Source organism: Caproicibacter sp. BJN0012 (assembly GCF_035986805.1).
Taxonomy (GTDB): Bacteria; Bacillota; Clostridia; order Oscillospirales; family Acutalibacteraceae; genus Caproicibacter.
In genome coordinates this window covers 1,850,004-1,873,902 of the sequence record NZ_CP142518.1, presented here as the reverse complement: position 1 = coordinate 1,873,902, position 23,899 = coordinate 1,850,004, and the positions used below count along the sequence as shown (strand labels likewise).

Below are 23,899 nucleotides of genomic sequence, written 5' to 3'. Positions count from 1 at the left end.
CATGCTGTCACAGCTTTATATCGAAAACATCGCCGTGATTGAAAAAGCACAGATCGATTTTGGCACCGGGTTCAACATCTTGACCGGTGAAACCGGCGCCGGCAAATCCATCATCATCGATTCCATCAATGCGGTTTTGGGGGAAAGAACGTCGCGGGAGCTGATTCGCACGGGCGCAAGCCGCGCTCTGGTTTCCGCGGTTTTTCAGCTTGAGAACGGCCGCGCCGCCGACAGGATTCGGGAGCTTGGCTATTCCGTGGAAGACGACGGGACCGTGATTGTCCAGCGGGAAATTTCCCCGGATGGCAAAACCTCCTGCAGGATCAATGCACGGCCTTCCACCGTTTCCGTACTGAAGGAAGTCGGGAGTCTGCTGATCAACATACACGGACAGCATGAGAGCTACGGTCTGCTGTCTCCGGAGCTGCATGTCGGCTATCTGGACAGCATGGGTTTGCCCGCTGACCTCTCTCTGCGCTATCGGGAGGCCTATCACTCCATGCTGGCCGCAAAAGCGGGGCTGGATTCCTGTCAAACAGACCAGGCCCAGAAGGCACGGCAGATCGACCTGCTGAACTATCAGATCGACGAGCTGGAATCTGCGGATCTTCATCCGGGCGAACAGGAAGAGCTGGATCGCCGGAAGAATCTGTACCGCAATTCCGAGCGGGTCGCGCAGGCGATTTCTCGGGCAAAAGCGGCGCTTGGCGGAGACGAGGAAACATTGGGGGCTGTTTCGGCCGTCTCAGAGGCTGCCGCCGCGCTGAACGATGCGGAACGGTTCCTCCCGGAGCTGCACGGCCTGGCGGAGCGCCTTCAATCCATCTCCTACGATCTGGACGACTGTGGAGAGGAAATGAGAGGCTTTTCCTCTCAACTGGAATATGATCCGTCGGAACTGGACGAAATTGAGACAAGACTGGACGCGATTTACCGTTTGGGCCTGAAATACGGCGGCTCGGTCGAGAAAATGCTTGAATACCTTGAAAAATGCCGGATGGAACTGGAGACAATCCGGCTTTCGGATGAAAACGCGGCGAAATTCAGGGCAAGCTATCAAAAGTTTCATTCGCAGGCAAGATCCCTCGCCGAGGAGATTTCTTGCTGGCGTGCCGGTGCGGCAAAGGTCTTTTCGGAAAAAGTAAAGGCGGAGCTTCAGTTCCTCAACATGCCGGACGTGACTTTTGAAATCCGGCAGGATTCTATTCCGATGGATGAAACCGGCTGCGACAGGATTGAATTCTATATTTCCACCAATGCGGGGGAACCGGCCAAGCCGATTGCGAAAGTGGCATCCGGCGGCGAGCTTTCGCGCATCATGCTGGCAATCAAGACGGTCCTTGCGGGCAGGGACGATATCGGGACCCTGATCTTCGACGAGGTGGACACGGGCGTCAGCGGCGGCGCGGCGCAGAAAGTCGGACTAAAATTGCGGGAAGTTTCCCAAAACCGCCAGGTCATCTGCGTGACGCATTTGGCGCAGATCGCCGCGCTGGCCGACACGCATTTTCTGATCCGCAAACAGGTCCGGGAAAACCGCACGTTCACACGGGTGGACCGTCTGGACCGGGAGGGAAGGCGGAAGGAGCTCGCCCGGATCATGGGCGGAGAGAATGTCACGCCGCTGATGCTTCAAAATGCGGAGGAAATGCTTCGGATGGCGGAAAGACGGCCGGAAGCTTGACAAGAGAACGGAATGCATCTATAATATTTTTCAACAGCTGAGAAGGGAAGAAGTACTCCGGAACAAACGCTCAGAGAGCCTGCGGTCGGTGCGAGTAGGCGCGGTTGCCGGATGAAATACATCCTGGAGCCGCCGGATTGAATTCGTCCAGTAGGTCCGGCCGTAAGGAACGCACGTTACAGCGTGTGGGTATGGTTTTGTACCCGTAAGGCCGCTTCCGTGAGGAAGCCGGTAAACTGAGGTGGTACCGCGGAATTTTCCGCCCTCTGCAAAAACTACTTTGCGGGGGGCTTTTTTATTGTTCCCTGACAAAATGGAGGATGATAGAATGGGTGTTTTTGAGACTTTGGAAGAGCGGGGCCTGATTGCGCAGACAACGGACCGGGAACGGGTCCGCCACCTGCTTAACGAGGAAAAGGCGACGTTTTATGTCGGATTCGACCCAACTGCGGACAGCCTGCATGTGGGGCATTATATTCCGATCATGGTGATGGCTCATCTGCAGCGGGCCGGCCATACGCCGATCGCGTTGTTCGGAGGCGGCACCGGCATGGTCGGCGACCCGACGGGGAAGACCGATATGAGGAAAATGCTGACGGAGGAGGAAATCGCGCACAATATCTCCTGCTTTCAGAAGCAGATGTCCAGGCTGATCGATTTTTCAGATGATAAGGCAATTATGGCCAACAACGCGGACTGGCTCTCCAATCTGAATTATATCAGCTTTCTCCGAGACATCGGCGTTTGCTTTTCCGTGAACCGCATGCTGGACGCCGAATGCTACAAGCAGAGGCTGGAGCGCGGCCTTTCTTTCTTTGAGATGAATTATATGATCATGCAGAGCTATGATTTTCTGGAGCTGTACCGGCGTTATGGCTGCAGATTGCAGCTTGGCGGAGACGACCAGTGGAGCAACATTATCGGCGGCGTGGAGCTGATCCGCAGGAAAGAAAATCAGGAAGCTTTCGGGATTACGGTTACCCTGCTGACCAACAGCGAGGGCAAAAAAATGGGCAAAACGGAAAAGGGAGCCGTGTGGCTCGACCCGAGAAAAACATCGCCGTTTGAGTTCTATCAGTACTGGCGAAACGTCGGGGATGCCGATGTTTTAAAATGCCTGAAAATTCTGACCTTCGTCCCGATGGATCAAATCAACGCGTTCTCCTCTCTGAGCGGCGAGCAGCTGAACCCCGCGAAAGAGCTTCTGGCCTTTGAAGTGACAAAGCAGATTCACGGAGAGGATGAGGCGGTGAAAGCCAGAGATGCGGCGCGGGCGCTTTTTGGGAGCGGCACGGATACGGAAAACATGCCGACCACGGAGCTGTCGCCCTCCGATTTTGCAGACGGAGCCATTGGGATCCTTGATCTTCTGGTCAAGGCAAATCTCGCGCCGTCGCGCGGTGAAGCCAAAAGGCTGGTCGTTCAGGGAGGCATCTCCGCCGACGGAAATAAGGTCTCCGATCCGGCTGCCATCTTTACGGAACAGGACTTTGACAGAAATGGGAAAGCCTGCCTGATTATTAAAAAGGGCAAAAAAGTATATCATAAAATTACGATTTTTCACTGACAATGGTAGGAAGGAACCCTGTTCTTCAACAGGGTTCCTTTTTAGCTATAAAGAATAATTTCTTCGCTGTTTTTGCATTTTTGCTTATGAAAGGCTGCAAAAACATGGAAAGAGGCCGAAATTCAGTCGAATTTTGTGCATTAGAATGAAATCGTTCTTTCAATTCAAAAATGATTGACACGGCTTTTGAAAAAGCATAATATAAATATATTATATTAGGACACACCTGACGAAAACCAAATACCATATGATGTGTTTGTTCCGGGAGGTATCTAAATGCCGTGCATGGGAAGAAACGATATGATTCAAATGCTGCATGACAATCATGTCGATTTTTTAAGTCTTCAGTTTACCGATATTCCTGGATCCTTTAAAAATGTCACGGTCACCGCCGATCAAATTGAAAAGGCCCTGAATAATCAATGCATGTTTGACGGTTCCTCCATGGAAGGCTTCGTCCGGATTCAGGAATCAGACATGTATTTGCAGCCCGATCCCGAAACCTTTCTGATTTATCCCTGGAGTACGCAAAGCGGCCGGGCCGCAAGGCTGATCTGTGAGATCATTGGGCCGGACGGCACTCCGTATCCGGGTGACCCGAGATGCGTACTGAAAAAGACTCTGAAGCGGGCTGCCGATCAGGGCTTTACTTTTTATATCGGCACGGAATGTGAATTTTATCTGTTTCAGACGGACGAACTGGGGCATCCTACCACCGAGACAAACGACACTGCCGGATATTTTGACCTCGGACCTGCGGATCAGGGAGAAAATGCCAGGCGCGACATCTGCCTGGACCTTGAGCAGATGGAATTCGAAATCGAGGCATCCCATCATGAGGCTGCCTATGGGCAGCATGAAATCGACTTCAAAGAAGCGGAAGCACTGACTGCCGCGGATCATTTTTTAACTTTCAAAATGGTGGTCAAATCCTGTGCAAATGAGAACGGGCTATATGCTACTTTTATGCCGAAACCTGTTTTTAGCCGCGCGGGATCGGGCATGTGCATCAACATTTCGCTTTTTCGCAATGGGCGGAATGCTTTTTATGACGCCTCCTCTGAAAATGGTCTGAGCCGTACCGCACTGAACTTCATAGCGGGTCTGCTCCTGCACATCAGAAGCATCTGCGCGGTCACAAATCCTCTGGTGAATTCTTATAAGCGCCTGATTCCCGGCGGCGAAGGGGCTCCCAGTCTGGTGGGCTGGTCTTTTCATCACAGGGGGACCCTGATTCGCGTCCCCTCGCCGCTCGGCCCCGACAGCCGCGTTGATCTGAGAAGTCCGGACCCCACCTGTAATCCGTATCTTTCTTTTGCGCTGCTTCTCTCCGCCGGTATGGATGGAATCGACCGCGACCTGCTTCCGCCTCCCTCTGTCGTTTCGATGCATTTGCCTGAGGCGATACCGGCGGATTCAGAGATGCTTCCAGCCGATCTGGGGGATGCGGTTCGGATGATGAAAGAAGATCCTTTTGTCAAAAAGGTTCTGGGCGATCTTGTTTTTCACAAGTATGTCGAAGCGAAAGAAGAGGAGTGGCGTCAATACTCCACCGCTGTGACTGACTGGGAACTGCACCGCTATTTGGACCGGCTTTAAAAACCAGCGTCTTATCCTTCCCTTCGGAGTTGTTAATTATGAGCAGCATTGTCGTAGCAAATTCAAATCCGGAATACGCTAAAAAAATAACGGCGGTTCTTCGGTCAAGCGGCTTATATGTCAGCACCGTCTGCACAACCGGCGCTCAAGTGATGGATTTTACCAGCAAACATTACCACGGCGGAATTGTGGTGTGCAGCGTAAAACTGCGGGACATGGCTGCCGTCAATCTTCCACGGATGGTCGGTTCCGCCTATGATTTCCTCTTTTTAGTCAGTTCTCAGCTCGCCTCCATGTGCGAATCGCTGGAACAGGCAACTCTGATGCTCCCGATCAGCAGAATGGACCTGATTTCCACGGTGAATATGTTTTTGAATTTGGCCGATTACACCTCACTTACAATCAAAAAAAAGCTGGCCTCAGAAAATTTAGATGAAAAACAATCCATTAAAAATGCAAAGGATTTACTGATGAAACGGAACAACTTTACGGAACCGCAGGCGCATCGATTTATTCAGAAAAAAAGTATGGATAAAGGAAAAAAGATGGCGGAGGCAGCCTTGATCATTCTGAATTCCTGAGGAGGGCCTGAAATGAAATTCACGAAAATGCAGGGGATCGGCAACGATTATATTTATGTGGACTGTTTTCACGAAGCCGTTGAACATCCGTCTGAGCTTGCCGTCAAACTGAGCGACCGCCATTTCGGCATCGGTTCTGACGGCATCATTCTGATTGAACCGTCTGAGCTTGCCGACTGTAAAATGGATATGTATAATGCGGACGGCTCCAGGGGAAAGATGTGCGGCAACGGAATCCGGTGCGTCGGAAAATATGTCTATGAACGCGGCATCATCCAGAAAGAAATTCTGAAAGTTGAAACCCTCAGCGGTGTCAAAACCCTGCGCCTCGACGTTAGGAACGGCCGGGTGGCATCGGTGGAAGTGAACATGGGGACGCCGATCCGGAAAGCGTCCGAAATTCCCGTCGTTTTTTCCAAAGAAGCGGTCCTGAACGAGCCGCTGTCCGTCGGCGGCCGGGAATACCGGATCACATGCGTTTCCATGGGGAACCCCCACTGCGTTGTGTTCGTTGAGGATGTAAACGCTTTGAAGCTGGAGGAAATCGGGCCGCTGTTTGAACATCATCCGATCTTTCCAGACCGCGTCAATACGGAATTTGTTCAGATCCTGGGAAAGGATGAATTAAAAATGCGTGTTTGGGAGCGGGGTTCCGGCGAAACGCTTGCCTGCGGAACCGGCGCCTGTGCTGCGGCCTGTGCTGCGGCGTGGAACCGGAAAACCGGGCGGCAGGTGAAAATACATCTGAGAGGCGGGGACCTTTCCATCCGCTGGGGCGAAGAAACAGATGAAATTTTCTTAAAGGGACCTGCGGAATTTGTCTTTGACGGCGTGGTGAAAATCTGATATAATATACATTTGGAATGAATACTTCTGAATTGTCGGGGAAAGGAATGGCTGAATTTGCTTAAAATCAATGAGAATTTTGTGAAGCTGCCCGCAAGTTATCTGTTTGTTGATATTGCGAAAAAGGTAGAAGCGTTTTCACAGCAACATCCTGAAAAAGAAGTCCTTCGGCTTGGAATAGGAGATGTGACAAGGCCTCTGCCAAAAGCAATTGTCGATGCCATGAAAAACGCCGCACAGGAAATGGGGGATACTTCAACTTTTCGCGGATATGGTCCTGAGGCTGGATATTTATTCTTAAGAGATGCAATTTCCCAAAATGATTATCAGAGCAGGGGCGCCGAGATCGGATCGGATGAAATCTTTGTCAGCGACGGCGCAAAATGCGATACTGGAAATATTGGCGATATCTTCGACCGGGAAAATACCGTGGCGGTCTGCGACCCAGTGTATCCGGTCTATGTTGATACGAACGTGATGGCCGGACGGGCAGGGGACTATTCACCAATAGCCGGATGGAGCAAAATCGTCTATATGCCCTGCAGAAAAGAAAACGGCTTTCTTCCGGAATTGCCGGAACAGCCGGCGGATATGATCTACCTCTGTTTTCCCAATAACCCCACCGGCATGGGGATCCATAAAGCGGAGCTGAAAAAATGGGTGGATTACGCCTTGGAGCATCACTCCGTCATTCTTTACGACGCGGCGTATGAGGCGTTTATTACAGACCCTGAAATGCCGCACAGCATCTATGAAATAGATGGGGCGAAACGGTGCGCAATCGAATTCCGCAGTTTTTCCAAGACGGCCGGTTTTACCGGAGTCCGCTGCGCGTTCACGGTCATTCCCAAAGAACTTTTGGTCAACGGTGTCTCTCTGAACGCCCTGTGGGCACGCCGCCAATCCACAAAAATGAACGGCGTTTCCTACGTTGTCCAGCGCGGCGCGGAGGCGGTCTATTCCGAAGAAGGGCATCGGGGAATCCGCGAAAATATCGCCTATTATCAAAGCAATGCGAAAATCATCCTGGATGGTCTTGCTCAGGCCGGATTCGAAGTTTACGGAGGAACCAATTCTCCCTACATCTGGCTGAAAACACCGAAAGGCTTTTCCTCCTGGGAGTTTTTTGATCTTCTCCTTTCCAGAACAGGGGTCGTCGGGACGCCGGGTTCCGGGTTTGGACAGGCGGGCGAGGGCTACTTCCGTCTTACCAGCTTCAACACCACGGAAAACACACAGAAAGCGGTTCAACGCATCGTTGAATCCTTTTCCGCATCCTGAATTTTTAAGAAATTGATATAAAACAGAGATTTAGAATGGTTGGTGATGGAATGAAAGCACTGCTGACGCTGGAAAACGGCATGACTTTTGAAGGGACAGGCTTCGGAGACGAACACGATACCCTCTGCGAGGTCGTTTTTAACAGCGCAATGTGCGGCTACTCGGAGCTTCTCACGGACCCATCCTACGCGGGGCAAGGCGTTGTGATGGCATATCCGCTGATTGGAAATTACGGAATCTGCTACGACGACATGGAATCGACAAGGCCGTGGGTCTCCGCCTACATTGTTCACGATTTATCGGAAAGATCGAGCAACTTCCGCTGCGATGTGGACCTGAATACTTTTTTGAAGAATAACCATATTCCCGGGATGCAGGGAATTGACACGAGAGCGCTGACGAAAATTCTGCGGGAAAGCGGGACCATGCGCGGAATGGTCGCTTACGGGGATTCCATTGATCCGGAGAGGATGAAGAAACAGGTTCAGTCTTTTGTCCTGGAGCCTACCGTACCGATTGTCAGCTGCAGGGAAAGCTCCGTTTACGGCGACGGCCCGGTCCGTGTGGCACTGGCGGATTACGGGGTCAAGAACAATATCATCCGTTCTCTCGTCAGGCGCGGATGCACCGTGAAGCGTTTCCCCTATGACGCATCGTTTGAGGAGATGATGGAATTTCAGCCGGATGGAATCATGCTGACAAACGGTCCGGGAGATCCCAAGGACTGTAAAAAATCCATTTCGGAGTTAAAAAGGGTATACGAATACGGAATCCCTACCTTTGCAATCTGCCTGGGACATCAGTTGATGGCGCTTGCCATGGGGTTTGATACTTATAAATTAAAATACGGCCACAGAGGAATTAATCACCCTGTAAAGGACCTTTTTGAAAACAGGGTCTTTATCACTTCCCAGAACCACGGCTATGTGGTAAATGGCGGCACAGTCGATCCTTCAGTTGCGGACATTCGTTTTACCAGTATGAACGATGGCAGCATTGAAGGATTGACTTATAAAAACGGCAAAGTCTTTTCCGTACAATTTCATCCGGAGGCTTCGCCGGGCCCGCTCGACACCGGATTTCTTTTCGACAAGTTTATTGCCCTGATGGGAGGGAGCCGTCTGTGAGCAAAAGACAGGATATCAAAAAAGTCGTTATTATCGGTTCCGGGCCGATTATCATCGGCCAGGCCGCGGAATTCGACTATGCCGGAACCCAGGCCTGCCGCGCGCTGCGCGAAGAGGGAATCGAAGTCGTTCTGATCAACTCCAATCCTGCGACGATCATGACGGACCGCCAGATCGCCGACAAGGTCTACATTGAACCGCTGACGATTGAGACGATCAAAAAGGTAATTCTGAAAGAAAATCCAGACAGCGTCCTTCCGACTCTGGGCGGCCAGAACGCGCTGAACCTTGCGGTCGAGCTTGAAGAATCCGGCTTTCTGAAACAGAACCATGTTGAAATGATCGGCACAGACGCAAATACGATACGGATGGCGGAGGACCGGGAGCTTTTCAAGGAGGCAATGGAGCGCATCCGTCAGCCGATGGCGGAAAGTTCCATCGCTGAAAGCATTGACGAGTGCGTCGAGGCTGCAAAGAAGATCGGATATCCCGTTGTTGTGCGCCCGGCATACACCCTCGGCGGGACCGGCGGAGGAATCGCGGCCGACGAGGAGGAACTGATCAATATCGCCACGGTCGGGCTGCACCGGAGCCGTGTCCATCAGGTTTTGATCGAACGCTGCATCGCGGGCTGGAAGGAAATCGAGTACGAAGTGATGCGGGACAAAAACGACAACTGCATCACCGTCTGCAACATGGAAAATATCGACCCGGTCGGCGTGCACACCGGCGATTCCATCGTCGTAGCCCCCTGCCAGACCCTTGCAGACAAGGAATTGCAGATGCTGCGCAGCGCGGCGCTTTCCATCATTCGGGAACTGAAGGTGGAGGGCGGCTGCAACGTACAGTTTGCGCTGAACCCGGACAGCTTTGAGTACGTTGTAATTGAAGTGAATCCGCGCGTGAGCCGCTCCTCGGCCCTTGCCTCCAAGGCGACCGGGTATCCGATTGCGAAAGTCGCCTCAAAGATCGCGCTTGGCTACACGCTGGATGAAATTCCGAACGCGATCACCCAAAAAACCTTTGCCTGCTTTGAGCCGACGCTGGATTACTGCGTTGTAAAAATTCCGCGCTGGCCGTTTGACAAATTCATTTTTGCAAAACGAATTCTCGGGACCCAGATGAAAGCGACCGGAGAAGTCATGGGCATCGCGCCCGACTTTGAGGCGGCATTGATGAAAGCAATCCGCTGCCTGGAACAGAACGTATATAGCCTGATGGATGCCGAGTTCGCAGAGCTGTCCGATCCGGAGCTGGACAACAGGCTGCATGTGATCGACGACCGGCGAATGTGGGCGGTGGCGGAGGCTCTTCGCCGCGGCGTTTCGTTTGATCATATTCATGAGATTACAAAAATTGACTGTTGGTTTTTACAGAAGTTTTATAATATCATTCAGGTGGAAAAAGAACTCGCCGAAAAGGAATTGGATCACGCTCTGCTGTTGAAGGCGAAGAAATATGAGTTTATGGATCAAACCATATCGAAGCTCTGCGGCAAAAGCGTCGAGGAGATCCGTTCTCTCGAAGAAGAATGGAAGATTCAGCCCGTTTACAAGATGGTGGATACCTGCGCCGCGGAATTTGACGCGGAAACCCCGTATTACTATTCCAGCTACGGGACCGGGAACGAGTCGGTTCCGCAGAAAGAGCGCAAAAAGATTCTGGTCATCGGGTCCGGGCCCATCCGGATCGGGCAGGGGATCGAATTCGACTTCTGCTCTGTACACAGCGTCTGGGCGCTGAAAGAACTCGGCTATGAAACCATCATCGTCAACAACAATCCCGAAACCGTCAGCACGGATTTCGATATCGCCGACAAGCTGTACTTCGAGCCGCTGACGGAAGAGGACGTCTATCACATCATCAAACTGGAACAGCCGGACGGCGCGGTTGTCCAGTTCGGCGGCCAGACCGCGATCAAGCTCGCGCAGGCCATCGAGGGCATGGGAATTCCGCTGCTTGGCTCCTCCTACGACAGCATTGATGCCGCAGAGGACCGCGAGCGTTTCGACGCGATTCTGAATCAGTGCGGCATTCCCCGAGCGGACGGCAGGACCGTTTTCACCTGCGATGAAGCGATCTCGGCGGCGCATGAGCTTGGCTATCCGGTTCTGGTGCGTCCGTCCTATGTGCTCGGAGGACAGGGGATGCAGATCGCCTATGCCGACGAGGACATTGTTCAGCAGATCGGAATCATCAACCGCGTGGCTCAGGAACATCCGATCCTAGTCGATAAGTACATTATGGGGACCGAGGTGGAAGTGGATGCCGTCTGTGACGGCACCGATTCGGTTATCCCCGGCATCATGCAGCATATCGAACGCGCTGGTGTCCACTCCGGGGACAGCATTTCCGTTTACCCCGCGATCGGCGTGGAGAAGGCAATGCAGAACAGGATTGTGGAATACACGCGCCGCCTTGCGAAAGCCCTGCATGTCGTCGGTCTTCTGAACGTTCAGTATATCGTCAGGGATGATGAGGTCTATGTGATTGAGGCGAATCCGCGCTCTTCCCGCACGGTTCCCTATATCAGCAAGGTCACCGGCATTCCGATCGTCCCGCTTGCCGTCAGAGCCTTTTTCGGGAAAAAACTCCCCGAGATGGGGTATCATTACGGGCTTCAGCACGAAAGAGACCTCATTGCCATCAAGATGCCCGTTTTCTCGTTCGAAAAACTGTACGGGCAGGATGTTAATCTTGGACCCGAAATGAAATCAACCGGCGAGGTGCTCGGCATCGCGCATACTTACGACGAGGCGCTGATCAAAGCCTTTTACGGCGCGGGAGTCCACATGATCCAGAAAGGCCACGTCATACTTACGGTAAAAGACGGCGACAAGGAGGAAATGCTGCCCATCGCGCGGGGCCTTTACGACCTGGGCTGGAAGATCTATTCCACCAAGGGGACCTCCGATTTTCTGAACGACAACGGTATTCCCACCATCCGGACGAAAAAGGTAGGGGCGGGGAAACCGGACATTCTGGATCATATCATTTCCGGGGAAATCGACTTGGTCATCAACACCCCGTCCAAAGTGGACGAGCACAAGCGCGACGGATACCTGATCCGCCGGAACGCCGTCGAGGCCGGCATTCCGTGCCTGACCTCGCTCGACACGGCGAACGCGTTCCTGAACTGCGCGCTGCATGTGGACAGCATGAAGCTGTCCGTCATCGATATTACGAAAGTTTCCGCTTTTTTGAACTTTATTTAACCGTCTGGAGGAAAAGAAAATGAAAAAATTGGAACAGCTCTATGAGGGAAAAGCAAAAAAGGTTTTCGCGACCGACGACAGGGATCTTTGCATTGTGGATTACAAGGACGATGCGACCGCATTTAACGGCCAGAAACGGGGAACGATTACCGGAAAAGGCGTTGTCAACAATAAAATGTCCAACTATCTTTTCAAGCTGCTGGAAGAAAAAGGAGTCCCGACCCATTTTGTGGAACAGCTCAGCGACCGTGAAACGCTGGTTAAAAAAGTGGAAATCGTTCCGTTGGAAGTGATTATCCGCAATAAGGCCGCGGGAAGCATGGCAAAAAGGCTTGGTTTGAAAGAGGGAATGGAACTGAAGCGCCCCGTCTTGGAGTTCAGCTATAAATGCGACGAGCTCGACGACCCCATGGTCAACGAGAGCCACGTTCTGGCTGTTGGATATGCAACGAAGGCGGAAGTCGACGAAATTTCCTCTTTCGCTCTGAAGATCAATGAAATTCTGAAAGAATTTTTCCTGTCGGTCAATATTGAGCTGATCGATTTCAAGCTGGAGTTCGGGCGCTATCACGGCAAAATCATCCTCGCGGATGAGATCTCCCCGGACACCTGCCGTTTCTGGGACGTTCACACCCACGAGAAGCTGGACAAGGATCGGTTCCGCCGCGACATGGGCGGAGTGGAAGAAGCCTATCAAGAGGTCATGGAACGGATCGGACTGTAAAGAAAGGGAGGGTGGTCTTTTGAACTGTTCCGTTGCGGAACCTGATTTCGGACATCCGCATGAGGAATGCGGCGTGTTCGGCGTTTATTCCGACGGCACTCTGGACCCCGCCTATGCGGCCTACAACGGCCTTCTTGCTCTCCAGCACAGAGGGCAGGAAAGCTGCGGCATCGCAGTGAACGACCGGGGTGTGATTTCCTACTATAAGGACATGGGTCTGGTTACGGAAGTATTTAATCACGAAATTCTCGACCGGTTCAAGGGGCAGATGTCGGTGGGTCATGTCCGGTATTCCACGGCGGGGGCAAGCGTGCGTGAAAATGCGCAGCCCTTGGTCATGCGATATATCAAGGGGACTCTTGCCATCGCGCATAACGGAAATCTGACAAATGCTTACGAATTACATCAGCTGCTTGCCAAACAGGGCAGCATTTTCCAAACTACCATCGACACGGAAGTGTTTGCCTATATGATCGCGCGGGAACGGGTCGAGGCGCCTTCCATTGAAGAAGCCGTTCACCGCGCCGTCAAAAAGGTCCACGGTTCCTACTCCATGGTGATCATGAGCCCGCAGAAGCTGATTGCCGTGCGCGACGTTCACGGATTCCGCCCTCTCTGCATCGGTAAGATCAACAACTCCTATGTGTTTGCATCCGAAACCTGTGCGCTTGACGCCTGCGGCGCGGAATTTGTGCGGGATGTGCTGCCGGGCGAAATCGTTGTGGCCGATGAAAACGGGCTGCGTTCCATCCGGGACGAGGTGACGGCAAAGAAGTCGCTCTGTGTCTTTGAGTATATTTATTTTGCCAGAACGGACAGCGTGATCGACGGGATCAGCGTCTATGAGGCGCGGAAAAAAGCAGGGCGCCTTCTTGCCAGACAACATCCGGTCGACGCAGATATCGTCATCGGCGTCCCCGAATCCGGAATCGACGCGGCGATCGGATACAGCGAAGAATCCGGTATTCCCTATCAGAAAGGGATCGTCAAAAACAGCTACATCGGGCGGACTTTTATCAAGCCGAGCCAGTCGGAACGGGAAAACAGCGTGCGGATCAAGCTGAATTCCCTTCACACCGCGGTAAAAGGGAAGCGCGTCATTATGCTGGACGATTCCATCGTCCGCGGCACGACCAGCGCGCGCATTGTGTCCATGCTCAAGGAGGCCGGCGCGAAAGAGGTTCACCTGAGAATCAGCTCTCCTCCGTTCCTGTGGCCCTGTTACTATGGGACCGATATTCCCTCGAAAGATGATCTGATCGCCTGTCACCACAGCGTTGAAGAAATCGGGAAGATGAGCTTCGCGGATTCAATCGATTTTCTAAGGCTTGAAAATCTGCCGAAGATGCTTGACCTTTCAGGGATCGGGTGCAGCGGCTGCTGCGACGCCTGTTTTTCGGGAAAATATCCGGCTGAAGTTCCGGATTATCTGGTTGCCAAGAAAAATTATGATTACTGCATGCCGATCAAACGGCTGTAATCTGCATGGAGGCCGAAACGATTGAAAGACAGCTATGAATCACCTCTTTCCAAACGATATGCCAGTAAGGAAATGAGTTATCTTTTTTCTCCGGATAAAAAGTTCCGCACCTGGCGCAGGCTATGGATCGCCCTGGCACAGGCGGAAAAAGAGCTTGGTCTGAACATTACCCAGGAACAGATCGATGAAATGACCGCCCATCAGGACGATATCAACTACAAAGTGGCCGAAGAGCGCGAAAGAATCGTCCGGCACGATGTCATGTCCCATGTTTATGCTTTTGGACAGCAGTGTCCGAAGGCGGAGCCGATCATCCACCTTGGCGCGACCTCCTGCTATGTCGGCGACAACACGGATCTTATCGTAATGACGGAAGCTCTCCGGCTTGTCCGGAACAAACTGGTCGGCACGGTCCGGGTCCTTTCCAAATTTGCGCTGGAATATAAGGATCTGCCGACGCTGGCGTTTACTCATTTTCAGCCCGCCCAGCCGACCACAGTCGGGAAGCGCGCAACCCTCTGGATTCAGGACCTTCTGATGGACCTGGACGACGTGGAATATCTGCTTTCCCAGTCGAAGCTGCTCGGTTCCAAGGGGACGACAGGCACGCAGGCGAGTTTTTTGGAGCTTTTCGACGGCGACCAGGAAAAGGTAAAGCGCCTGGATGACCTCATCGCGGAGAAAATGGGCTACAGGGCTTGCTTTGCCGTTTCCGGGCAAACCTATACCAGAAAGCTGGACAGCCGCATTTTGGCCGTCTTGAGCGGGATTGCCCAAAGCGCCGCGAAGTTTTCCAACGACATCCGCCTTCTTCAGCACTTAAAGGAAGTCGAGGAGCCGTTCGAAAAGAATCAGATCGGTTCCTCCGCGATGGCTTACAAGAGGAATCCGATGCGCAGCGAGCGGATTGCTTCCCTTGCGCGCTATGTGATCGTCGACAGCCTGAATCCCTGCATCACCGAAGCGGCGCAATGGTTTGAACGCACGCTGGACGACTCGGCGAACAAGCGGATCAGCGTTCCGGAGGCGTTTTTGGCTGTGGACGGAATTCTCAATCTCTATGAGAATGTGGCGGACGGGCTGGTCGTTTATCCAAAAGTGATTTTACAGCACCTGAACCGGGAACTGCCGTTTATGGCGACCGAAAATATCATGATGGACGCCGTCAAGCGCGGCGCCGACCGCCAGCAGCTCCATGAGCGCATCCGGGTGCATTCCATGGCGGCCTCCCGCATCGTCAAAGAGGAGGGCGGAGAGAACGATCTCCTGGACCGGATCGCCGCCGACCCCGCTTTCGGAGTTACCAGGGAAGAACTGGACCGGACGGTCAGCCCTGAGAAATTTGTGGGAAGGGCCCCCCGGCAAACGGAGGACTTTCTCCGCGAAATCGTCCAGCCCGCGCTGGAACGATACGGGCAGATGAAGGAAATTAAGGCCGATATTACCGTTTAACCATTTGTTTTTGCAGTCCGTTTATGTTATGATAAACAGGTTGTGTGGATGCTGCCTTAAATCCGGCCGCAGGGCAGTAAGTTTTTACCGTAGCGGCGCGGCGGAGTGAGAAAATGATTACAGCGATTGTTGGTGCGAACTGGGGAGACGAAGGAAAAGGCAAAATCACGGACGTGGAAGCTGCGAAGTCTGACATCGTGATTCGCTTTCAGGGAGGCAGCAATGCGGGCCATACCATAATCAACCATTACGGCAAATTTGCCCTGCATCAGCTTCCATCCGGAGTATTCTATGATCATACCACCAATATTATCGGGAACGGCGTTGCCCTGAGTGCGGAAAAATTTATTGCGGAATTGAAATCTTTAGAGGAGCGCGGTGTTCCGAAACCGAAGATCATGGTTTCAAACCGGGCGCAGCTGGTCATGCCCTACCATATCCAGCTCGATTCGTTTGAGGAGGCAAGGCTTTCCTCCCGTTCATTCGGTTCCACACGGTCCGGAATCGCCCCGTTTTATTCGGACAAATTCGCAAAGATCGGCTTTCAGATCAGCGAGCTTTTTGGGGATGAGGCGGATCTGAGGGAAAAGGCGGAGCGGATCGTGACGCTGAAGAATGTTTATTATGAGTATTTGTATCACCAGCCGAAGCTGACTGTGGATGCACTTATGGAACAATTGAAAAAGTACAGGCGGGAACTGGAACCATACGTGGCGGACACTTTTGAATTTCTCTATCATGCCGTCGGTGAGGGAAAGAATATTCTTCTGGAAGGCCAGCTCGGCGCTTTGAAAGACCCCGATTTCGGAATTTACCCGATGGTGACTTCTTCGCACACCCTGGCTGCCTACGGTGCGGTCGGAGCGGGGGTTCCACCCTATGAAATCAAAAACATCATTACAGTTGTAAAGGCATATTCCAGCGCGGTTGGCGCAGGGGAATTTGTCAGCGAAATTTTCGGGGAAGAAGCCGACGAATTGCGCAACAGAGGGGGAGACGGCGGAGAATTTGGGGCTACCACGGGACGTCCGCGCAGAATGGGCTGGCTGGATCTGGTCGCTTCGCGCTATGGATGCCGCGTTCAGGGCGCCACTTCCATCGCTTTTACCGTCCTGGATGCGTTGGGATATCTGGATGAAATTCCGGTTTGTGTCGCCTATGAGCTCGACGGTAAGAAAATCGATTCTTTCCCGACCACGCCGGATCTCAAGCGATGCAAACCGATTCTGAAAAGGCTGCCGGGCTGGAAATGTGATATCCGTGGAATCCGGCGCTACGGGGACCTTCCGGAAAATGCCCGCAATTATGTGGAGTTTGCGGAAAAAGAGATCGGGGTGCCGATTCACATGGTCTCCAACGGCCCGTCCCGTGAAGATATCCTGTATCGTTAATTTTCTTAATCTCAATAGGGACCTGAAATGTCCGGCCCGGCGGTTTTGCCAGTGCAGCCCGCCTTGCCGGCGTTTTGGATTTCTTTCTTTAACGGAATTTCTGAAAGAGGTGAATCCTCCATGTGCGGTATCGTCGGGTATGCGGGCGGGGAACAGGCCGCCCCAATCTTACTTCAGGGACTGGAAAAGCTGGAATACAAAGGATACGACTCAGCCGGCGTTGCCGTTTACAATGGGTCTTCTCTTGAAATAGCGAAGGCAAGGGGAAATCTGAAAGTTCTGAAAGAAAAAACACATTATGGGACCGACGTTTCGGGTACCGTTGGGATTGGACACATCCGATGGGCGACGCACGGCAAGCCGCTGGACGTGAACGCGCATCCGCAGGCGAGCGGCTCCGAAATGTTTGCCGTTGTCCACAACGGCATCATTGAAAACTATCGTGTGCTGAAGAATCGCTTAACCGATATTGGGTTTCACTTTATCTCCGATACGGATACGGAAGTAGCCGCCCAGCTGCTGGAATTTTTTTATGAGGGAGATATTCTTGAGGCCGTTTTCAAAACGATTCAAAAAATCGAGGGTTCCTACGCGTTTGCCGTCCTCTGCCGTGACTGTCCCGACCGGATCATCGCTTTCTGCAAGGACAGTCCTCTTGCGGTCGGAATTGGAAAAAATGAAAATTTTATCGCGTCCGATATTCCATCCATTTTGGGCAAAACACGGGACGTCTACCGCTTGGAACAAGAAGAAGTGGCAATCATAAAAAAGGATTCCGTTCAAATCCGCAGCTTGGACGGCAATCCGATCCCCAAAAAAACTACCCATATTTCCTGGGATATCGCGGCTGCCGAAAAAAGCGGATACAGCCATTTTATGGAAAAGGAAATCATGGAGCAGCCAAAGGCCGTCCGCGATACCATATCGCCCAGAATTCAGAATGGAAAAATCGTGCTGGACCGGATGGTTCTAACGCAGGAGCAGATGAAAAATATTGTGAGAATCCAAATTATCGGCTGTGGTTCTGCTTATCATGCTGGTGTTGCCGCGAAATATATTCTGGAACAGTTCACGCGGATTCCGGTCGAAGTGGATGTGGCCTCCGAATTTCGTTACCGCCACCCAATTATCAATCAAAACGTGCTTACCCTCGTTATCAGCCAGTCCGGGGAAACTTCGGATACCCTCGCGGCTCTAAGGGAAGCAAAAAGGCATGGTTCCCGCGTGATTTCAATCGTCAACGCAATTGACAGCTCCGTTGCCCGCGAATCAAGCGATGTGATTTACACATGGGCCGGCCCGGAAACAGCGGTTGCGGCAACAAAGGCCTACAGCACACAATTGGCGGTGATTTATCTTCTTGCCATTTACCTGTCGGATCTCCTTGGATTCCTTTCCCCGAAGGAGTACGCCTATTATATTTCACAATTGAAAATTCTTCCTGATCAAATTAAAGAGGTTCTTCACGGACGGAACATGGTAAAAAAGTTTGCCAAAAAATTTTATAACTGCAAGGATATCTTTTTTATTGGAAGAAATCTGGATTATGCCCTTTCGCTTGAAGGCGCGCATAAGCTGAAAGAAATTGCTTACATACATTCCGAGGCATACGCCGCGGGAGAACTGAAACATGGAACGATTTCCCTGATTGAAGAAGGAACTCTGGTTGTTGCCCCGGCTACTCAGGGCCGCCTTACCAGTAAGGTCATTAGCAACATCAAAGAAGTCAAGGCGCGCGGAGCTGTCGTCCTCTCTTTGACGTCCAAAAACGACCTACAGTTTGAGAAAGAAACCGACTACCAGTACTATCTTCCTGAAATCTGCGAGATGATGATGCCGTCACTTGCGATTGTCCCGCTTCAGATGCTTGCATACGATATCGCTTCATTGAGAGGATGCGATATTGACAGACCGCGCAATCTGTCCAAGTCAGTTACCGTTGAGTAAGGAGAATGGCCGTATGAAACAAAAAGAGACTGTCTTAATCATGGATTTCGGCGGACAATACAGTCAGCTGATTGCGCGCAGGGTGCGCGATCAGCATGTCTACTGTGAAATCAAGTCTTTTCGCACGCCTGCTGAAGAAATTGCTGCCGCCGGATACAGAGGAATCATCTTTTCCGGCGGGCCGGATAACGTCTATGATGAAAGTGCTCCGAAATGCGACAGAAAAATTTTCAACCTCGGAATTCCGATCCTCGGTATCTGCTACGGCGCTCAGCTGATTGCATTTTCCCTTGGCGGAGAAACCGGCAACGCTGCAATCCGCGAATACGGAAAAACAGAGTTTCAGATCACCGCGGATTCCGAATTGTTTCAGGGAATTGAAAAACAATCGGTTTGCTGGATGAGCCATACGGTTTATATTAAAACCCCGCCGGAGGGTTTCCGCATCACGGCTGTCAGTTCGAGCTGCCCGGTGGTTGCCATGGAGAATGCGGAACGAAAACTCTATGCCACACAGTTCCACCCGGAAGTTGAACACACCGTTCACGGAAAAGAAATCTTACACAATTTTCTTTATGGTGTCTGCCGCTGCTCCGGGGATTGGAAAATGGATTCTTTTATCCAGACTGCGGTTGAACAGATGAAACAGTCCATTGGAGATAAAAAAGTGATCTGCGCGCTTTCGGGCGGCGTGGATTCCTCCGTCGCGGCGGCACTGGTTCACCGCGCGGTCGGAAAACAGCTTATCTGCATTTTTGTAGACCACGGCCTTTTAAGGAAGGACGAGGGCGACGAGGTTGAACATGTATTTCGCAGCCAGTTTGATATGAATCTGATCCGCGTGAATGCCCAGGATCGTTTTTTGAAGCGTTTAGAGGGCATTTCGGAGCCTGAGAAAAAGCGTAAGATCATCGGTGAAGAGTTTATCCGTGTATTTGAGGAAGAGGCCGGAAAAATCGGGCGCGTCGATTTTCTGTGCCAGGGGACGATCTATCCTGATGTTGTGGAGAGCGGGACCGGGAATGCGGCCGTGATCAAAAGTCATCACAATGTCGGCGGGCTGCCAAAGGAGATCGGCTTTACCGGGCTTGTGGAACCTCTTCGCTATCTGTTCAAGGATGAAGTCCGGAGGGTCGGTACCGAGCTCGGTCTTCCGGATACTCTGGTATGGCGCCAGCCGTTTCCGGGGCCCGGGCTTGCCATTCGCGTGATGGGGGAGGTCACGGCGGAAAAATTGTCTCTTCTCAAGGAAGCGGACGCCATCTTCCGTGAGGAAATTGCAAGGGCAAGGCTCGACAGAAAAATCAACCAATATTTCGCCGTGCTGACTGGCATCAAAAGTGTCGGTGTGATGGGAGACGGCCGGACCTATGACAACACGGTTGCGCTCAGGGGCGTAACGACCACTGATTTCATGACTGCGGACTGGGCGCGGATTCCCTACGAAGTGCTCGAACAGGTTTCCAGCCGTATCATTAACGAAGTAAAGAATGTCAACCGCGTCGTTTATGATATTACATCCAAACCCCCGGCTACGATTGAGTGGGAATAATAGCATTAAGAAGCCCGGATAACCGCGTTACAGCGATTTCCGGGCTCCTTGCAACTTGCCCACCGTGCAATTAAGTCAGTTCACCACATTAATTGGTTTTCCGCTAATCAACGCCTGAATGTTCTCCGCAATCAGGTCAATCAGCCTTTGCCTTGTTTCGATGCATTTCCACCCGATGTGCGGGGTCAGAATAACCTGCTCCATCGAGAACAGCGGATTGTCCTTTTCCGGAGGTTCTTTTTCAAGGACATCGAGTGCCGCTCCGGCAATCACTCCGTTTTTCAAAGCCTCAATCAGATCGGTTTCATTGATAACAGCGCCTCTGGAAGTGTTGATCAGAAAAGCCGAGGGCTTCATAAGAGCGAATTTTTCCCTGTTGATCAGGTGAGTCGTTTCTTTTGTAAGCGGACAATGGATCGTCACGAAATCGCTTTTTGAAAGAAGAGATTCAAGCCTTACGGAACTGACCTTCGGGTCATCCCATTCTTTTTTGGTCCGGCTGTAGCACAGAACATTCATCCCAAGCGCCCGGGCCGAATGGATGACCCGCTGACCGATATGTCCGGTACCGATCACACCGAGAGTCTTTCCGCTGACTTCCGAGTGCGGCACACCAAGGAATTGGTAAAAATTATCATAATTTTTCTGCTTCAGCATGACTTGCTGTTTTGTCAGGGAGGAACTCAATGCCAAAACGAACGTGATGGCGAGCTGTGCGACGGCATCCGTACTGTAACTTGGAATATTGCAGACTAAAATTCCTTTATCCTTTGCCGCGGCAATATCGATATTGTTATATCCGGTTCCCGCTTCGCAGATCATTTTCACGCAGGAGGGAAACCTCCCGATCATTTCCCTTCCGACCGGCATTTCCTTCGTGACCACCACATTGTGGCTCTGAACCCGCTCGATGATTTCATCGTTTTCGCTCGACGGATAGATTTCCATTGGTCCGCATTGCATAACGGCAGAAAAATCAAGCTTTTCGTCAAAATCCATTTTTTGAGCATTCAAAAACACTGTTTTCATTATCAAACATCTCCTCCGAAACTTAAAGTCTGGATTCTTATTCATTCTTCCAATGATTGTGACAGTGCAACTGGGTTCTTGCCGGTTCTTTTTATTCGCTTCTCCAAATTCGATTGTAGCATTTGCGTCGTCGGATTGCAATGCAAAAATAGAAATCAACTGAACATTCGTATCGGTGTTTATATTCGAAAAAGCCCCTCACATTAAGAATGTGAGGGGCCGCAATAAGCCTTCCCGATTGAAGGTTAACGGAAATCTCTTTAAGATTTATGAAATCTGTTTTTCAAAGCGTCCAAAGTTTCCTGAAAATCAGCGGCGGTGACAAGCAGAGAGATATCCACTTCAGACGTGGTAATGAGCCGAATATCCGTCTGCGCAGAGGATGCCACTTCAAAAACTTCAGCAGCCATGCCCGGTGTGTCTTTCATTCCGGCGTCATAAACGGATATTTTACAATTGCCGCTGCTGACAACGGCACTGATTTGGTTTTGATTTCGGAGTTCGGATGTAAAGCTCAGGATCTTGTCAAGATGGGCGTCGGGAATCGTAAAGGAAACGGAAGTATAGGCGCCTTGTGTCGGTGCGAGGGATATCATATCCACATCGACGTCAAAGCCGGCGATGCTTTGAAAAATATAAGCGATAAACTTTAGTTCGGAAGGGCATTTTTGAAGAGTGATCAGCGTAATGTCATTGGCGGTGGCGATTGTAGGCGACAAATTCATTTTCAATCCTCCTGTCGAATGAGATCGGCCATAGAGTAAAGCCCTTTTCCTTTACGTGAAAGAAATATGGCTGCATTCAGCGCTCCATGGGCAAAAATTTCTTTTGACTGTGCGGAGTGTGAAATTGTAAGAATTTCATGTGGACCCGCAAAGACGACCTTATGTTCGCCAACGATGGTACCGCCGCGGATCGAATGAATTCCGATTTCGTTTTCGGAACGTTTTTTCCTTTGGGAGTGACGGTCATACATATAGTGCATTTGCCCGCCGGAAACATCGGCCACAGCGTTTGCGATCATCAGGGCTGTTCCGCTGGGCGCATCGATTTTTTGGTTGTGATGCGCCTCAACTATTTCGACATCGAAACCAGTGCCAAGAACACTTTCCGCTTTCCTGGCCAGCTCGATCAATAAATTGATCCCCAGAGACATGTTGCGCGAGTAAAAGATTGGTATTTCACGTGAAGCGTCTTCCACCGCCCGAACCTGCTCCTTGTCATATCCAGTCGTGCAGAGGACAAGCGGAGTCTTTGTTTTTTTACCGAACTCCAAAAGCGGATACAGCAGCGTTGGGTGGGAAAAATCAATCAGGACATCGGCCTTTCTGTCTACCTTGTCCGGGGATGAATAAAGCGGATAGGGAAGGTCCTGATCGGCGTGATGATCGATTCCCGCAACAAGATCGATATCGCTTCGGTCCGCGGCACAACTGGAAACGACCTTGCCCATGGCACCGCCGCAGCCGCTCAGAATGATTCTTGTCATTTCAGTTTCAGTCGTCCTTTATTTTGAATTACATTGATTATTTGATCAGCTGATATTTTTTTAGGACCCTCAGGAGCTTTTCATTCAGCTCGCCGCTCATGCCGGTGAGCGGGAGGCGGCAGTCGCCGCAGTTGAATCCCATGTAATTCATAGCGGTTTTCACCGGAATGGGATTCACATCCCAAAAGAGCGCGTCCATCAGTTCCAGATAATTTAAAAAGGATTTGCGCGACGCTTCCACATTTCCGTTCAAGTAGTCGGTACAAATTTGTTTCATTGCTTCTGGAACAATATTTGCGGCAACTGAGATGACGCCCTTGCCTCCCAAAGAAAGAATCGGAAGAGTCTGATTGTCTTCTCCGGAGTAAACCGTAAGATTATCCCCGCAGAGCGAAATCGTTTTCGCACAGGCGGGTAAATCCCCGTTCGCTTCCTTCGTACCGACAATGTTAGGATGCTCCGCAATTGCCTGATAAGTTTCCGGCTGAATATTGCAGCCGGTCCGGGATGGAACATTATAGAGAATCATGGGGAGATCGACCCGGTCCGCAATATAATGAAAGTGTCTGATCAGCCCAGTCTGAGACGTTTTATTATAATATGGCGTAATCAGCAAAAGGGCGTCCGCTCCGATGTCCTGTAGCGAGCGTGAAAGCTCGACGGCATATTGGGTGTCATTGCTTCCGGAGCTTGCAATGACCGGAATCCGCTTTTGAACTTTTTTAACGATCAGTTCAACAATTCTGCAATGCTCCTCGTGGCTGAGAACGGGGGATTCGCCCGTCGTGGCACAGGCAACGATCGCATCGGTTCCATTCTGAAGGTGAAAATCGACAAGACGCTCCAAGACATCGTAATTTACAGAGCCATCCTGTTTCATCGGAGTGACCAATGCAACGCCGGAACCCGTAAATACAAGCTTTTTCATAAAAAAT

General features: G+C 51.4%; 18 protein-coding genes and 1 other annotated feature. Of the genes, 14 read left to right on the top strand and 4 right to left on the bottom strand.

Annotated elements, in window-relative coordinates; genetic code table 11:
* Position 1 precedes the first annotated feature (1 nt).
* The 14 genes from recN (at position 2) to guaA (ending at position 20,446) form a co-directional block, all read left to right on the top strand.
* The gene (gene recN, locus VA597_RS09055; protein WP_128742450.1) at positions 2 to 1,684 is read left to right on the top strand and encodes a DNA repair protein RecN; all 1,683 of its coding nucleotides are present in this window, start codon (positions 2 to 4) and stop codon (positions 1,682 to 1,684) included.
* 30 nt (positions 1,685 to 1,714) lie between these two features.
* Positions 1,715 to 1,954, top strand: a binding site (T-box leader).
* 58 nt (positions 1,955 to 2,012) lie between these two features.
* Positions 2,013 to 3,251 (top strand): tyrosine--tRNA ligase, encoded by a 1,239-nt coding sequence (gene tyrS / locus VA597_RS09050; protein WP_128742449.1) that lies wholly within the window; start codon positions 2,013 to 2,015, stop codon positions 3,249 to 3,251.
* Positions 3,252 to 3,527: 276 nt separating this feature from the next.
* Positions 3,528 to 4,850, top strand: coding sequence for a type I glutamate--ammonia ligase (glnA, locus tag VA597_RS09045; RefSeq protein ID WP_128742448.1), 1,323 nt, complete (start codon positions 3,528 to 3,530; stop codon positions 4,848 to 4,850).
* 38 nt (positions 4,851 to 4,888) lie between these two features.
* On the top strand, positions 4,889 to 5,431 hold the full coding sequence (locus tag VA597_RS09040) for an ANTAR domain-containing response regulator (protein WP_128742447.1): 543 nt from the start codon (positions 4,889 to 4,891) through the stop codon (positions 5,429 to 5,431).
* Positions 5,432 to 5,443: 12 nt separating this feature from the next.
* Positions 5,444 to 6,277 (top strand): diaminopimelate epimerase, encoded by an 834-nt coding sequence (gene dapF / locus VA597_RS09035; protein WP_128742446.1) that lies wholly within the window; start codon positions 5,444 to 5,446, stop codon positions 6,275 to 6,277.
* Between the two features lie 57 nt (positions 6,278 to 6,334).
* Positions 6,335 to 7,558, top strand: a complete 1,224-nt coding sequence (locus VA597_RS09030) for an LL-diaminopimelate aminotransferase (protein ID WP_128742445.1) — start codon at positions 6,335 to 6,337, stop codon at positions 7,556 to 7,558.
* Between the two features lie 50 nt (positions 7,559 to 7,608).
* A complete protein-coding gene (locus VA597_RS09025; protein WP_128744283.1) occupies positions 7,609 to 8,685 on the top strand; it encodes a carbamoyl phosphate synthase small subunit in 1,077 nt (358 codons plus the stop codon).
* Positions 8,682 to 11,900, top strand: coding sequence for a carbamoyl-phosphate synthase large subunit (gene carB / locus VA597_RS09020; RefSeq protein WP_128742444.1), 3,219 nt, complete (start codon positions 8,682 to 8,684; stop codon positions 11,898 to 11,900). The genes VA597_RS09025 and carB overlap by 4 nt, the downstream gene beginning before the upstream one ends.
* Before the next feature lie 19 nt (positions 11,901 to 11,919).
* Positions 11,920 to 12,624 (top strand): phosphoribosylaminoimidazolesuccinocarboxamide synthase, encoded by a 705-nt coding sequence (purC, locus tag VA597_RS09015; protein ID WP_128742443.1) that lies wholly within the window; start codon positions 11,920 to 11,922, stop codon positions 12,622 to 12,624.
* Between the two features lie 19 nt (positions 12,625 to 12,643).
* The gene (gene purF / locus VA597_RS09010; protein WP_128742442.1) at positions 12,644 to 14,104 is read left to right on the top strand and encodes an amidophosphoribosyltransferase; all 1,461 of its coding nucleotides are present in this window, start codon (positions 12,644 to 12,646) and stop codon (positions 14,102 to 14,104) included.
* A gap of 21 nt (positions 14,105 to 14,125) precedes the next feature.
* On the top strand, positions 14,126 to 15,556 hold the full coding sequence (gene purB, locus VA597_RS09005; RefSeq protein WP_128742441.1) for an adenylosuccinate lyase: 1,431 nt from the start codon (positions 14,126 to 14,128) through the stop codon (positions 15,554 to 15,556).
* A gap of 113 nt (positions 15,557 to 15,669) precedes the next feature.
* Positions 15,670 to 16,947: an adenylosuccinate synthase gene (locus tag VA597_RS09000; protein WP_128742440.1), complete on the top strand. Its 1,278-nt coding sequence runs from the start codon at positions 15,670 to 15,672 to the stop codon at positions 16,945 to 16,947.
* 120 nt (positions 16,948 to 17,067) lie between these two features.
* Positions 17,068 to 18,894, top strand: coding sequence for a glutamine--fructose-6-phosphate transaminase (isomerizing) (glmS, locus tag VA597_RS08995; protein ID WP_128742439.1), 1,827 nt, complete (start codon positions 17,068 to 17,070; stop codon positions 18,892 to 18,894).
* Positions 18,895 to 18,907: 13 nt separating this feature from the next.
* Positions 18,908 to 20,446, top strand: a complete 1,539-nt coding sequence (gene guaA, locus VA597_RS08990) for a glutamine-hydrolyzing GMP synthase (protein WP_128742438.1) — start codon at positions 18,908 to 18,910, stop codon at positions 20,444 to 20,446.
* A gap of 75 nt (positions 20,447 to 20,521) precedes the next feature.
* On the opposite strand, the gene VA597_RS08985 is transcribed toward guaA, so the two are convergent.
* From VA597_RS08985 to dapA, 4 genes are all read right to left on the bottom strand, one after another.
* Entirely contained in the window at positions 20,522 to 21,478 is a 957-nt protein-coding gene (locus VA597_RS08985) for a 2-hydroxyacid dehydrogenase (RefSeq protein ID WP_128744282.1), read from the bottom strand.
* 257 nt (positions 21,479 to 21,735) lie between these two features.
* A complete protein-coding gene (locus VA597_RS08980; protein ID WP_128742437.1) occupies positions 21,736 to 22,200 on the bottom strand; it encodes an ACT domain-containing protein in 465 nt (154 codons plus the stop codon).
* A 2-nt stretch (positions 22,201 to 22,202) separates the two neighbouring features.
* Positions 22,203 to 22,964 (bottom strand): 4-hydroxy-tetrahydrodipicolinate reductase, encoded by a 762-nt coding sequence (dapB, locus tag VA597_RS08975; protein ID WP_128742436.1) that lies wholly within the window; start codon positions 22,962 to 22,964, stop codon positions 22,203 to 22,205.
* Positions 22,965 to 23,001: 37 nt separating this feature from the next.
* On the bottom strand, positions 23,002 to 23,892 hold the full coding sequence (gene dapA / locus VA597_RS08970) for a 4-hydroxy-tetrahydrodipicolinate synthase (protein WP_128742435.1): 891 nt from the start codon (positions 23,890 to 23,892) through the stop codon (positions 23,002 to 23,004).
* Positions 23,893 to 23,899 lie beyond the last annotated feature (7 nt).

Bases quoted from the DNA above. Each gene is read 5' to 3' on its own strand.
- recN (WP_128742450.1), top strand. From the start codon at position 2: ATGCTGTCACAGCTTTATATCGAAAACATCGCCGTGATTGAAAAAGCA.
- tyrS (WP_128742449.1), top strand. From the start codon at position 2,013: ATGGGTGTTTTTGAGACTTTGGAAGAGCGGGGCCTGATTGCGCAGACA.
- glnA (WP_128742448.1), top strand. From the start codon at position 3,528: ATGCCGTGCATGGGAAGAAACGATATGATTCAAATGCTGCATGACAAT.
- VA597_RS09040 (WP_128742447.1), top strand. From the start codon at position 4,889: ATGAGCAGCATTGTCGTAGCAAATTCAAATCCGGAATACGCTAAAAAA.
- dapF (WP_128742446.1), top strand. From the start codon at position 5,444: ATGAAATTCACGAAAATGCAGGGGATCGGCAACGATTATATTTATGTG.
- VA597_RS09025 (WP_128744283.1), top strand. From the start codon at position 7,609: ATGAAAGCACTGCTGACGCTGGAAAACGGCATGACTTTTGAAGGGACA.
- purC (WP_128742443.1), top strand. From the start codon at position 11,920: ATGAAAAAATTGGAACAGCTCTATGAGGGAAAAGCAAAAAAGGTTTTC.
- VA597_RS09000 (WP_128742440.1), top strand. From the start codon at position 15,670: ATGATTACAGCGATTGTTGGTGCGAACTGGGGAGACGAAGGAAAAGGC.
- glmS (WP_128742439.1), top strand. From the start codon at position 17,068: ATGTGCGGTATCGTCGGGTATGCGGGCGGGGAACAGGCCGCCCCAATC.
- guaA (WP_128742438.1), top strand. From the start codon at position 18,908: ATGAAACAAAAAGAGACTGTCTTAATCATGGATTTCGGCGGACAATAC.
- VA597_RS08980 (WP_128742437.1), bottom strand. From the start codon at position 22,200: ATGAATTTGTCGCCTACAATCGCCACCGCCAATGACATTACGCTGATC.
- dapB (WP_128742436.1), bottom strand. From the start codon at position 22,964: ATGACAAGAATCATTCTGAGCGGCTGCGGCGGTGCCATGGGCAAGGTC.
- dapA (WP_128742435.1), bottom strand. From the start codon at position 23,892: ATGAAAAAGCTTGTATTTACGGGTTCCGGCGTTGCATTGGTCACTCCG.